The 13,232-nt window shown below is 37.0% G+C and carries 14 protein-coding genes; all 14 read left to right on the top strand.

Annotated features, from left to right (window positions below; all coding sequences use genetic code 11):
* The first annotated feature begins 2 nt into the window (after positions 1-2).
* The 14 genes from ptsI (at position 3) to mog (ending at position 13,202) form a co-directional block, all read left to right on the top strand.
* Positions 3-1,730 (top strand): phosphoenolpyruvate-protein phosphotransferase PtsI, encoded by a 1,728-nt coding sequence (gene ptsI, locus ACFFHT_RS01650; protein WP_382372850.1) that lies wholly within the window; start codon positions 3-5, stop codon positions 1,728-1,730.
* A 75-nt stretch (positions 1,731-1,805) separates the two neighbouring features.
* Entirely contained in the window at positions 1,806-2,306 is a 501-nt protein-coding gene (gene crr / locus ACFFHT_RS01645; RefSeq protein WP_382372848.1) for a PTS glucose transporter subunit IIA, read from the top strand.
* A gap of 305 nt (positions 2,307-2,611) precedes the next feature.
* A complete protein-coding gene (gene nrdD, locus ACFFHT_RS01640) occupies positions 2,612-4,792 on the top strand; it encodes an anaerobic ribonucleoside-triphosphate reductase (protein WP_382372846.1) in 2,181 nt (726 codons plus the stop codon).
* A 15-nt stretch (positions 4,793-4,807) separates the two neighbouring features.
* Positions 4,808-5,275, top strand: coding sequence for an anaerobic ribonucleoside-triphosphate reductase-activating protein (gene nrdG / locus ACFFHT_RS01635; protein ID WP_382372844.1), 468 nt, complete (start codon positions 4,808-4,810; stop codon positions 5,273-5,275).
* 161 nt (positions 5,276-5,436) lie between these two features.
* The gene (locus ACFFHT_RS01630) at positions 5,437-6,924 is read left to right on the top strand and encodes a carbon starvation CstA family protein (RefSeq protein WP_382372842.1); all 1,488 of its coding nucleotides are present in this window, start codon (positions 5,437-5,439) and stop codon (positions 6,922-6,924) included.
* A gap of 67 nt (positions 6,925-6,991) precedes the next feature.
* Entirely contained in the window at positions 6,992-7,333 is a 342-nt protein-coding gene (locus ACFFHT_RS01625) for a SirB2 family protein (RefSeq protein ID WP_382372841.1), read from the top strand.
* A 7-nt stretch (positions 7,334-7,340) separates the two neighbouring features.
* Entirely contained in the window at positions 7,341-8,138 is a 798-nt protein-coding gene (locus ACFFHT_RS01620) for a TatD family hydrolase (protein WP_382372839.1), read from the top strand.
* 76 nt (positions 8,139-8,214) lie between these two features.
* Entirely contained in the window at positions 8,215-9,204 is a 990-nt protein-coding gene (epmA, locus tag ACFFHT_RS01615) for an elongation factor P--(R)-beta-lysine ligase (protein ID WP_382372837.1), read from the top strand.
* An 11-nt stretch (positions 9,205-9,215) separates the two neighbouring features.
* On the top strand, positions 9,216-9,575 hold the full coding sequence (locus ACFFHT_RS01610) for a YcfL family putative periplasmic lipoprotein (protein WP_382372835.1): 360 nt from the start codon (positions 9,216-9,218) through the stop codon (positions 9,573-9,575).
* A gap of 18 nt (positions 9,576-9,593) precedes the next feature.
* The gene (nagZ, locus tag ACFFHT_RS01605; RefSeq protein WP_382372833.1) at positions 9,594-10,637 is read left to right on the top strand and encodes a beta-N-acetylhexosaminidase; all 1,044 of its coding nucleotides are present in this window, start codon (positions 9,594-9,596) and stop codon (positions 10,635-10,637) included.
* Positions 10,637-11,797, top strand: a complete 1,161-nt coding sequence (gene rlmC, locus ACFFHT_RS01600) for a 23S rRNA (uracil(747)-C(5))-methyltransferase RlmC (RefSeq protein ID WP_382372831.1) — start codon at positions 10,637-10,639, stop codon at positions 11,795-11,797. The genes nagZ and rlmC overlap by 1 nt, the downstream gene beginning before the upstream one ends.
* A 21-nt stretch (positions 11,798-11,818) precedes the next feature.
* Positions 11,819-12,157 carry a nitrogen regulatory protein P-II gene (glnB, locus tag ACFFHT_RS01595; protein WP_382372829.1) on the top strand — a complete coding sequence of 113 codons (339 nt, stop codon included), beginning with the start codon at positions 11,819-11,821 and terminating at the stop codon, positions 12,155-12,157.
* The gene (locus ACFFHT_RS01590; RefSeq protein ID WP_382372827.1) at positions 12,157-12,627 is read left to right on the top strand and encodes a DMT family transporter; all 471 of its coding nucleotides are present in this window, start codon (positions 12,157-12,159) and stop codon (positions 12,625-12,627) included. Before glnB ends, ACFFHT_RS01590 begins: the two co-directional genes overlap by 1 nt.
* Positions 12,628-12,629: 2 nt before the next feature.
* Positions 12,630-13,202, top strand: coding sequence for a molybdopterin adenylyltransferase (mog, locus tag ACFFHT_RS01585; protein WP_382372884.1), 573 nt, complete (start codon positions 12,630-12,632; stop codon positions 13,200-13,202).
* The last annotated feature ends 30 nt before the right edge of the window (positions 13,203-13,232 follow it).

Below are 13,232 nucleotides of genomic sequence, written 5' to 3'. Positions count from 1 at the left end.
TTATGATTTCAGGTATTTTAGCTTCCCCAGGTATTGTCTTTGGCAAGGCATTAGTGTTGAAAGAAGAACCAATTGTTCTTGATAAACGTAAGATTTCTGAAGATGAAGTTGAGAGTGAGATTGCACGCTTTTATCAAGGTCGAGAAGCCGCATCTGCACAATTAACAGCAATCAAAGAAAAAGCTCGCCAGACATTGGGTGAAGAGAAAGAAGCTATCTTTGAAGGTCATTTAATGATCCTTGAAGATGAAGAGCTTGAAGAAGAAATCATTGCCTATTTAAAAGAGCATCATGTAACAGCAGATGTCGCAGCTTCTGTTGTCATTGATCAACAAGTTGCGATGCTTTCTGATATTGATGATGAATATCTTAAAGAGCGTGCTGGTGATATTCGTGATATTGGAAATCGTTTATTAAAAAATATTTTAGGTATGCATATTGTTGATTTAGGCGAGATTGCAGAAGAGTCAATTTTAGTTGCTTATGATTTAACGCCATCAGAAACAGCACAATTAAATTTGGATAAAGTATTAGGCTTTATCACTGATATTGGTGGACGTACTTCTCATACTTCGATTATGGCGCGTTCACTTGAATTACCAGCGATTGTTGGAACCAATAATGTTACGACAAAAGTAAATACAGGCGATTATTTAGTACTTGATGCGTTGAATAATGCCGTTTATGTCAACCCTAACCAAGAAGAAATTGCACGTTTAAGAGTATTAGAACAGCAATATAAAGAAGAAAAAGCAGAATTAATCAAGTTAAAAGATCTTCCAGCAGTGACATTAGATGGTCGTCGTGTAGATGTTTGTGCGAATATTGGTACGATTCGTGATATTGACGGAGCGGAACGTAATGGTGCGGAAGGTGTTGGTTTATATCGTACAGAGTTCCTCTTTATGGATCGTGATCAGTTGCCAACTGAAGAAGAACAATTCCAAGCGTATAAAGCAGTAGTAGAAGCGATGCAAAATCGTTTAGTGATTTTACGTACTATGGATATTGGTGGAGATAAAGATCTTCCATATATGAATTTACCTAAAGAGATGAATCCATTCTTAGGTTGGCGTGCGATTCGTATTGCATTAGATCGTCGGGAAATTCTCAACGCACAGTTGCGAGCAGTATTGCGTGCTTCTGCATTTGGTAAATTGGCAGTCATGTTCCCAATGATTATTTCAGTAGAAGAAATTCGTGAACTTAAAGCTGTATTGGAAACATTGAAACAACAACTTCGTGAAGAGGGTAAAGCCTTTGATGAAAACATTCAAGTTGGGGTAATGGTAGAAACGCCATCGGCAGCAGTAAATGCGAAATTCTTAGCGAAAGAAGTTGATTTCTTTAGTATTGGTACGAATGACTTAACCCAATATACGTTAGCAGTTGACCGTGGTAATGAATTGATTTCTCATCTTTATAACCCACTTACCCCAGCGGTATTATCATTAATTAAACAAGTCATTGATGCTTCTCACGCAGAAGGAAAATGGACTGGTATGTGTGGTGAATTAGCAGGTGATGAGAAAGCAACAATTTTACTACTAGGTATGGGATTAGATGAGTTTAGTATGAGCTCTATTTCAGTACCGAAAATTAAGAAATTGATTCGTAATGTGAATTATCAAGATGCACAAGATCTTGCAAATGAGGTATTATTACAACCGACTTCTGCAGACGTTGATCGTTTGATTGAGAATTTTTTAGCTGAAAAAGCACTAAACTAGATACAAAAGTAAAATTTTCGGCTAATATTACATGCAGATCCGAGAATTGAAAATGTTTCTGAGAAGGAGAAAAAAATGGGTTTATTCGATAAATTATTTGGTTCAAAAGACAATAAAGCTGTTGAAGTTGAAATTTATGCACCATTAACAGGTGAAATTGTAAACATTGAAGATGTTCCAGATGTTGTTTTCTCTGAGAAAATCGTTGGTGATGGTGTAGCGATTCGACCAAAAGGTAACAAAATTGTTGCCCCAGTTGATGGTGTTATTGGTAAGATTTTTGAAACTAACCATGCTTTTTCAATGGAATCGAAAGAAGGTATCGAGTTATTCGTTCACTTCGGGATTGATACTGTAGAATTAAAAGGTGAGGGTTTTACTCGTATCGCTCAAGAAGGACAAACCGTAAAACGTGGTGATACCGTTATCGAAATTGATCTTGAATTATTAGAAGCAAAAGCAAAATCAGTATTAACACCGATTGTAATTTCAAATATGGATGAAGTATCTCATATGGAGAAAAAAGTGGGTGATACTGTCGCTGGTGAATCAGTTGTATTAGTGATTAGAAAATAATTTAGGTCGTGTTTTGAGAAAAAAGATTGGTAGAGATACCAATCTTTTTTTATGCCAAAAATAAATATATTAAGTGAGTTATTTGGAACGAGTTACTGAAAAATTTTTTTCCTTGAAATGATGAATTGTTAAATTTGTTAAATCGTAATACTCCTACCTGATAAGAAGTTATCTTCCGCTATAAAAGATCATTGTTACAACTTAGTAACTACTCTTAAAAATTGATAACAAAACACAATATATTGTGTTTGAATTTTAATTTATAACAATATATAGTGTTTCTCGGTTTTTATAAGGAGGTATCTATGTTGGTACAAAAATCCTCAAGTCAGACACTTGTCCCAAATTATCAACAACAAACTGTGCTATTAACAGTGATTAAAAGAGATGGTTCACAGGTACCATTTGATGTTCAATTTATTAGTAATGCGATGAAAAAAGCAGCACAAGCAGTTGGTATTTATGATGATGAATATTTCGAGCAATTAAGCCAAGCCATTTGTATTTCGATTGTGAATGCTGTTAAACAGCAGCTTGATATTGCTTATATTCAACAAGTTGTAGAAGAACATTTAATGCAAAGTAAATATCCTCAAGTTGCTAGAGCTTATATCGAATATCGCCATGACCGTGATAAAGAGCGGGAAAAACGTAGCCATTTAACGAAAGAAATTGAAGGGCTTATTGAACAAAATAATGTGTTATTGATTAATGAGAATGCCAACAAAGATGCAAAAGTTATCCCGACACAACGTGATTTATTAGCTGGTATTGTCGCTCGTCACTATGCTAAAAGTTATATTTTGCCACCTGATATTGTTGTAGCTCATGAGCGAGGTGAGATCCATTATCACGATCTAGATTATGCACCATTCTTTCCAATGTTTAATTGTATGCTAGTGGATTTAGCTGGGATGCTAACGCAAGGCTTTAAAATGGGAAATGCAGAAATTGAACCACCAAAATCAATCACCACAGCGACAGCAGTTACAGCTCAAATTATCGCACAAGTTGCCAGTCACATTTATGGTGGCACAACGATTGATCGACTTGATGAAGTGTTAGCACCTTATGTAGAAAAAAGTTATCAGAAACATTTAAAAACAGCTAGATTTTGGAAAGTACCAGATGAAGAGGCTTACGCCAAGGCATTGATTGAAAAAGAGTGTTTTGATGCGTTTCAATCTTTGGAATATGAAGTGAATACTTTGCATACCGCAAATGGGCAGACGCCTTTTGTCACTTTTGGCTTCGGTTTAGGAACAAGTTGGCAAGCGAAATTAATTCAACGTTCTATTCTATTAAACCGTATTCGTGGGTTAGGTAAAAATCATAAAACAGCGGTCTTTCCTAAATTGGTGTTTACCATTAAACGGGGCTTAAATCAGCAACCACAAGATCCGAATTATGATATTAAACAGTTAGCATTAGAGTGTGCAGCGAAGCGAATGTACCCTGACATTCTAAATTATGATCAAGTCGTTAAAGTAACGGGATCATTTAAAGCACCAATGGGATGTCGTAGCTTTTTAGGGCGTTATATTGAAAATGGCGAAGAAATACACGCTGGACGGAATAATTTGGGAGTAGTTAGTATTAATTTGCCTCGTATCGCATTAGAAGCTAAACAAAATGAGGATAGATTTTATCAAATTCTTGATCAACGTTTAGCTTTAGCAAAACGTGCGTTACTTACTAGAATTGAACGTTTAGAAAAAACGAAAGCAAGAGTTGCACCAATTTTGTATATGGAAGGTGCTTGTGGTGTACGTTTAAAGGCAGATGAGAATGTGGCAAAGATTTTTAAAAATGGACGAGCTTCAATCTCTTTAGGTTATATCGGTATTCACGAAACAATTAATGCACTCTATCAACAAGGGCATATTTTTGATGATATAAAATTACGAGAAAAAGGAATTGCTATAGTTCGTTATCTCAGTGAGGCAACCAAAAAATGGCAAGCTGAAACAGGTTATGCGTTTAGCTTATATTCAACCCCAAGCGAAAGTTTATGTGATCGCTTTTGTCGATTAGATAGCAAACAATTTGGTGTAATTAAAGGGGTAACTGATAAGGGGTATTACACCAATAGTTTCCATTTGGACGTAGAGAAAAAAGTAAATCCTTACGATAAATTAGATTTTGAAATGGCATATCCACCGTTGGCAAGTGGCGGTTTTATCTGTTATGGCGAATATCCTAATTTACAACACAATCTCAAAGCATTAGAAGATGTGTGGGATTATAGTTATGACCGTGTACCTTATTATGGTACCAATACTCCAATAGATGAATGTTACGAATGTGGTTTTACAGGAGAGTTTGCTTGTACAAGTAAGGGCTTTGTTTGCCCTAAATGTGGTAATCATGATAGTACGAAAGTTTCAGTGATTCGCCGTGTTTGTGGCTATTTAGGTAGTCCAGATGCAAGGCCATTTAATCCAGGGAAACAAGAAGAAGTCAGACGCCGAGTAAAACACCTTTAATAACAAGGAGATAAGATGAATTATCTGCAATATTATCCAGTAGATGTTGTAAATGGAGAAGGAACACGTTGTACTTTATTTGTTGCTGGATGTACTCATCAATGTCGTGGTTGTTATAACCAGAAGAGTTGGTCATTTGATGCGGGTATTCCTTTTGATCAAGCAATGGAAGAACAAATTATCCGTGATTTACAAGATACACGGATTCGTCGACAAGGATTATCGCTTTCGGGTGGCGATCCTCTCCATCCACGAAATGTTAAATGTTTATTGCCATTAGTAAAACGAATTAAAGCAGAGTGTCAAGATAAGGATATTTGGTGCTGGACAGGGTATCGGTTAGCCGAATTAAATACCGAGCAGCGAGAAATGTTAGCATATATTGATGTACTTATTGATGGTAAGTTTATCCAAGAACAAGCTAATCCAGCATTGGCTTGGCGAGGCTCCGAGAATCAAATTATTTATCGATTTACCTCATAAATTTGATTGTAATGTACATATTTTCTTCTTGTTGTTAACTTTTTCAGCATTATCTCTAGATAGATGTGATATTAATCACATCTTTACATAAATCTTTAACATATGATTTTTTGTTTTGTTACAATTGCGCCGCTTTAAATAACTTTGTTGAGGTGAAAATTATGGTGTGGTTCCTCCTTGCCGTAGCATTATTAATAGCGGGTTATTTTATTTACGGTTCTGTTGTAGAAAAAGTATTTAAAATCAATCCAAAACGTGAAACACCAGCACATCTATTAAATGATGGTGTTGACTATGTACCAATGTCTAAAAAGAAAATTTGGTTAATCCAGTTATTAAATATTGCTGGAACAGGACCAATTTTTGGACCGATTTTAGGTGCGTTATATGGACCAGTTGCGATGTTATGGATCGTATTTGGTTGTATTTTTGCAGGTGCAGTACATGACTATTTCAGTGGAATGTTAAGTATCCGTAATGGCGGTGCATCTGTACCAAATTTAACTGGTAAATATCTTGGTGCACCAGTTAAACACTTTATGAATGCGCTTGCATTGGTGTTATTAGTTCTTGTTGGTGTAGTATTCGTTATTTCTCCAGCAGGTCTTTTAACTAATATTACAATGGATAACTTAGGTGAAAGTTTAAGCCTAGATCGTGGTCATACACTTGTTGTTTGGACAACAATTATTTTTGTGTACTACATTATTGCGACATTAGTGCCGATTGATAAGATTATCGGTCGAGTTTATCCACTCTTTGGTGCGTTATTACTCTTTATGTCTTTTGGAATGTTCTTTGCATTACTCTTCGAAGATAAAGCATTGTTCCATTCTATCGGCGAGATGAGTCTCTCTAAATTCTTTGAGAACGTTCATCCAACTAACTTACCACTTTGGCCATTAATTTTCGTTACCATTGCTTGTGGTGCAGTATCTGGTTTCCATGCAACCCAATCTCCATTGATGGCACGTTGTATGGAAAATGAAAAAGAAGGTCGTTTTGTCTTCTATGGTGCAATGATTGGTGAAGGTATTATTGCGTTAATTTGGTGTATGGTTGGTTTAACATTCTATAACAGCCCTGCAGAAATGAATGAAGCAATTAATATGGGAACTCCATCAAAAGTCGTTTATGATTCAGCAACCCAAATGTTAGGTTACTTTGGTGGTATCTTAGCAGTGCTTGGGGTAGTGGTATTACCTATTACATCTGGCGATACTTCATTCCGTGCAGCTCGTTTAATCATTGCGGAATTCTTCAATATTGATCAAAAGAGTTTAGTAAAACGTTTAATGATTGCAGTACCGTTATTCGTTGTTGGTTTCATTATTACTAAACTTGATTTCCAAGTATTATGGCGTTATTTCGGTTGGGCAAACCAAACTACCGCAATGGTAATGTTATGGACTGCTGCTGCATACCTCTATCGCTATCATAAATTCCACTGGATTTGTACTATTCCAGCGATGTTTATGACCATGGTATGCTCAACATTCTTAGCTTATGCGAAGATTGGTTTCGGATTATCTTATGATACTTCTGTTTGGGTTGGTATTGGTTTGACTGTTGTAGCAACTGTTTGCTTCTTCACAATGTTAAAACCAATTGCTGATGGGGATCCAGATTCTGAAACTAACCCAGCTTAATTATTGATTTTACAAGATTGATTATGCAAAATAGCCGTCTATTTTTAGATGGCTATTTTTTTATCATATGGAAACCTTACTATATCTGCATCTTTTTGCCGCATGGGCAAGTTTACTTCTTTTTATTATTCGTGGGACTTTTCAGTGGAAAGGTACAGATTGGCGACAATATAAAGTCTTAAAAATTTTTCCACATATCACTGACACATTATTATTGGTAACTGGCTTAAGTTTTTTAGTGATTTTTAATTTTACTTTAGTAAATTGGTTGTTAATTAAAATTGTCGCATTAGTGCTATATATCATTTTTGCGGCGAAAGCCTTTAAACGCCAACAACCACAAAATAAATTTTTACCCATCGCATTAGTTTGTTACTTAACAGCAATGTGTCTTGGTTATTTTCATTAAATCGCTTATGTTTTTTGATACGCATACCCATCTTGATTATTTGGCACAGGATTTACAGCAATCGCTGTGCCAAATTGTATTAGCTGCAAATCAGCAGCAAGTAACAAAGTTTTTAGTAGCTGGAATTGATCGGCAAAGTATTGAAAAGTTGCCTCATTGGGTATCAACAGAAAAAAATGTGTATTATGGGTTAGGTTTGCATCCATTATTTATTGCTAAACATACTGAGGCAGATTTATTCCAATTAGAACAGGCCATTGCATTGCAAGATCCAAAATGTATTGCGGTTGCTGAAATTGGATTGGATCGTTATCCAGTAGAGATTATTACTGATGAATTGTGGCAAAAGCAGTGCCATTTTTTTACAGCACAATTAGCGTTAGCAAAGAGTTATCAATTACCTGTGAGCTTACATTCTCGGCGAGCCAATGATCAAATCTATCCTTTCTTAAAAAAGGCTGATTTAACTACAACAGGTGTGATTCATGGTTTTTCAGGGAGTTATGCACAAGCAAAACGGTTTGTCGATTTAGGGTATAAAATTGGAGTAGGTGGCACAATTACCTATCAACGAGCTAATAAAACTCGCCAAGCGATTGCCAAGTTACCTCTATCTGCATTGTTACTGGAAACAGATAGTCCAGATATGCCTGTGTCTGGTTGGCAAGGACAACCTAATCACCCTGCAAGATTACCATTAATTTTTCAAGCATTAAGTGAATTAAGGGTAGAAAAGCCAGAACAGATTGTTGAACAAATTTGGCAAAATAGCCTAGATCTTTTTACCTTAGCTAAAGATGAATAAACCGTATTGCTAAATTGTTATTTAGCACTGAACCCATTAAAATAAAACGCTTGTTATCGCTAACCAAGGATTAACTATGTCAGCGTCATCCGCTATTGTTCAAGGGGATAATTGGAAATCCACATCCTCAATTCAGAATTTATTAAAACGGGCAAAAATTATTGCCGATATACGCCAGTTTTTTGTTGATCGTGGCTTGTTAGAAGTGGAAACGCCAATTTTAAGTGCATTTTCCGTAACCGATGTGCACCTTTCTACTTTCCAAACCGAATTTACGCCGCCATTTGGGGCAAACTCACAAACGCTACATTTAATTACTAGCCCTGAATATCATATGAAACGTTTACTGGCAGAGGGAAGTGGACCTATATTTCAAATTACCAAAGTATTCCGTAATGAAGAAGCTGGTAAACGCCATAACCCAGAATTTACGATGTTGGAATGGTATCGTCCGTTTTTCGATATGTACCGTTTAATCAATGAGGTCGATGATTTGTTACAACAAATTTTAGATTGCCCACCGACGGAATCTTTAAGTTATCAATTTGTATTCCAAGAGTATGTAGGCTTAGATCCATTATCTGCAACGAAGGCTGAATTGGTTGAGAAAGCGAAGCAACAAGGCTTGGTCAATGCAGATATGGAAGGACGGGATACCTTACTGCAATATCTTTTTAGCGAAGTAGTCGAAAAAAATATTGGACAAGAACATCCCGTAGCGGTTTACCATTTTCCCGCAGCACAAGCGGCATTAGCTCAAATTAGCTCAGAAGATCATCGTGTTGCAGAACGTTTTGAGTTCTACTATAAGGGATTAGAGTTAGCTAATGGTTTCCATGAATTAACGGATGCAAATGAACAGTTACACCGTTTTGAACAAGATAATTTGTTGCGCGAGAAGCTCCATTTACCACCACAACAAATGGATACTCGTTTTCTTGCGGCATTAAAAGCTGGAATGCCATCTTGTTCTGGTGTGGCATTAGGAGTAGATCGTCTATTGATGATTGCGTTAGCTGCGGATACGATTGAAGATGTGATTTCATTTTCAATTCAAAATGCGTAAAGGAGATGAGAATGCGCCAATTTATTGTGCTTAGTTGTATATTGTTAGGGTTAATAGCCTGTTCCTCAAAAACGGTATCGCCACTTTCTCAATCTTCACCGATTGTAAACGTTGAAGCTACGATTGCCGATAAATTAGCGATTACTTCTGCAGCTGATCAGGTTACGTTAAAAAATCAAACTAATCAGAGTATTAATCTGGCGTATTTATTGACTTGGTATGATAAAAATGGCGTAACGCAGCGAGCGAATTGGCAACAAGAAGAACGCTGGCAAAAATTAATGGTAACTGCAAATCAACAAGTGATGATTAAGCTAACTAAACCAACAGCAGCCAGTCGCAATTATCGTATTTATTTGAAAGCAAATTAGCATTTGGGGTGCAACAAAATGGCGAAGTTAATCGTTGATATACAAGGCACAGCCTTAGAACAAGAAGATATCGAGATTTTAAATCATCCCCTTATTGCTGGTGTGATTCTGTTTACCCGTAATTTTGTCGATATTCCGCAATTACAAGACTTAATTAAAAATATTCGACAAAAAGTAAAACATCCTCTCTTAATCACGGTTGATCAAGAGGGAGGACGTGTGCAACGTTTCCGTCAAGGCTTTACTCAATTACCAGCGATGCAGGCGTTTTCTCAATTATTGCCTATTGATGAACAACAGTATTGGGCGAAAGAGAGTGCGTGGGTAATGGCGATGGAAATAATGGCAATGGATATTGATCTCAGTTTTGCACCTGTACTGGATCTTGGACATCAATGTAAAGCGATTGGCGACCGGAGCTTTCATCAACATTGGCAGCAAGCATTATCATTAGCTGAAGCCTTTTGTGATGGTATGTTACAAGCAGGTATGGCAACCACAGGCAAACATTTCCCAGGGCACGGATCTGTCATTGCTGATTCGCATTTAGAAACACCAACAGATGATCGTGCATTTGAGCAGATATATCAACAAGACCTCCAACCTTTCCAACAGTTAATTCATCGTAATAAATTAAAAGCGATGATGCCTGCACATGTAATCTATTCTGCGGTTGATCCAGCACCAGCCAGTGGGTCGTCGTATTGGTTAAAACAAGTATTGCGTAATCAATTAGGTTTTAATGGCATTATTTTCTCTGATGATTTAGGTATGAAAGGGGCGGGAGCAATGGGGAGCTACCTTGAACGCAGCCAGCAAGCTTTAGCGGCAGGGTGTGATATTTTATTGCTCTGTAATGAACGTGCTGGCGTGATTGAAGTATTGGATCAACTAAAATATCAACCTAGTGAATCTGAAAAAATGGCTTATTTGCAATTAGCGAAAAATAAAAAATTTACCTTATCTGAATTACAAGCCACATCTCGTTGGGTAAATGCTCATCGTTATTTAGGAGATTTGCAGCAACGTTGGTTAGATATGAAAGAAAAGGCGAGTGTATAATGGAATGTCCTCATTTTGAGCAGAAAACTTGCCAATCTTGTCGTTGGTTAGCACAGGATTATTCACAACAAATTACCCAGAAACAGCTTCATTTACAACAACAGCTTGCAGAATTTATTCGAGAGGATACCCTTTGTTTACCACCACAATTATCTGCGCAAACAGCGATGCGTAATCGAGCGAAAATGGTGGTCAGTGGTGTCGTAGAGAAGCCTATTTTTGGTATTTTAGACAATCCGCAAGATATAGAGAGTGCAGTAGATCTTACGGATTGCCCATTGTATCCAGCCGAGTTTCAAGTCGTTTTTCAACAATTAAAAGATTTTGTTGGGCGGGCAGGATTAGTGCCTTATAACATTGCAAAACGTAAGGGCGAACTAAAATATATTTTGTTAACACAGAGCCAAGCGAGTAAAAAATTTATGTTGCGTTTTGTGTTACGAAGTGAACAAAAGATAGCGTTAATCCAACGTGAATTACCAGCGTTATTACACAAATTACCACAATTAAGTGTAGTAACTGCCAATATTCAACCGCAACACGCAGCAATTTTAGAAGGGGAAAAAGAGATTTATTTCACTGCAGAACAGATGTTAGCGGAGCAGTTTAATCAAATTACCTTATTTATTCGTCCACAAGGCTTTTTTCAAACTAACCCACAGGTGGCGGAAGCGTTATATCGTACGGCACAACAATGGACAGCACATTTACCAGTTCAGCATATTTGGGATCTGTTTTGTGGGGTAGGTGGTTTTGGATTGCATTGTGCAGTAGCACGCCAAGAAGTTGAGCCGAATATCTCACTAGTTGGTATTGAAATTTCTGCGTCAGCTATTCAAGCAGCAACATTAGCAGCAGAAAAACTGGGACTACGCAATATTCAATTTCAAGATCTTGATGCAGGGAAATTTCAAGCTAGCCAAGGTCAGAAACCTGATTTAGTGATTGTGAATCCACCAAGACGAGGAATTGGGGAAAAATTAGTAGAATATTTAAATCAGTTACAGCCACGATTTTTACTCTATTCAAGCTGTAATGTAGAGAGCATGCATCATGATTTACGTCATTTACCGATTTATCAATTAAGAAAGTTACAGTTATTTGATATGTTTCCACATACTTCACATTATGAAGTATTGGGATTATTAGAACTTGCATAAGTGATGCCAAAGGAGGCAAGTATGAAAAAGATCGAAGCAATTATTAAACCATTTAAATTAGATGATGTACGTGAAGCCCTATCGGAAATCGGGATCACAGGTATGACCGTAAGTGAAGTAAAAGGCTTCGGTCGTCAAAAAGGACATACCGAGCTTTATCGTGGTGCAGAGTATATGGTGGATTTTCTACCAAAAGTAAAATTAGAAATTGTTGTTACTGATGAACAAGTTGAACAATGTATCGAAGCGATTATGGAAACTGCACAATCAGGTAAAATTGGTGATGGCAAAATTTTTGTCTATGATGTAGAACATGTGATCCGTATTCGTACTGGTGAAGAAAACGAGGACGCAATTTAGTGGGCGTTATTTATATTGTGATTGCCTTAGTGGCAGGCGTAGGGTTAGCCTCACAAGCGGCGATCAATAGTCAGTTAAGTAAAGTGGTTGCAGGACAACCACTTATTGCTGCCTTAATTTCCTTTGCCACGGGAACATTAGCCTTGTTTATTGTCTGTCTAGTAAAAACAAATCTGTGGGAAGGACTACAAAATCTTGCTGGGCAGCCATTTTGGAAATTTATTGGTGGGCCTCTGGGAGCTTTAGTTGTCTTTACGACCATTTTTTTAGCCCCTAAAGTCGGTATTACCAATATGTTATTTTTTATTATTATCGGTCAACTAGTGGCGGCAATGTTGATCGATCATTTTGGTTTAATTTATATGCCTGTGAGAGAAATGACCTTATGGAAAATCGGCGGTTTACTTGTTGTCGTATTAGGGTTATTGCTCTTTTTCTTTGGCGATAAATGGTTTGCTTTAAAAGGATAAAGATAATGACACAGCTTAAAGTAGGTTTAGTTTCTATTTCGGATCGTGCTTCACAGGGGATCTATCAAGATAAAGGTTTACCATCTCTACAAGAGTGGTTAAGCCAAGCACTTATTGATCCATTTACAGTGGAAACTCGTTTGATTCCAGATGAACAACCATTGATTGAACAAACATTAAAAGAATTGGTTGATGATTGTGGCTGTCATTTAGTATTAACTACTGGCGGTACAGGTCCAGCAAAACGAGATGTTACCCCTGATGCGACATTGGCAGTTGCCGATCGTGAAATGCCTGGCTTTGGTGAACAAATGCGACAAATTAGTTTGCAATTTGTACCAACTGCAATTTTATCTCGCCAAGTGGGCGTTATTCGTAAAGAGAGTTTAATCCTGAATTTACCAGGACAACCAAAAGCAATTAAAGAAACCTTAGAAGGGTTAAAAGATGAAAATGGTAAGGTGATTGTGAAAGGCATTTTTGCCGCTGTTCCTTACTGTTTAGAATTATTAAGTGGCATTTATATTGATACTCATAAAACGGTGGTGGATAGTTTTCGACCGAAGAAGAAGTAATGTAAAAAAGCAGTTTAAACTATATTGTTT

The organism is Gallibacterium melopsittaci (assembly GCF_042433085.1).
In the GTDB taxonomy this organism is placed as follows: Bacteria; Pseudomonadota; Gammaproteobacteria; order Enterobacterales; family Pasteurellaceae; genus Gallibacterium; species Gallibacterium melopsittaci.
Note: the sequence above shows the minus strand (reverse complement) of the source record. Positions and strands in the feature narration are given on the sequence as shown.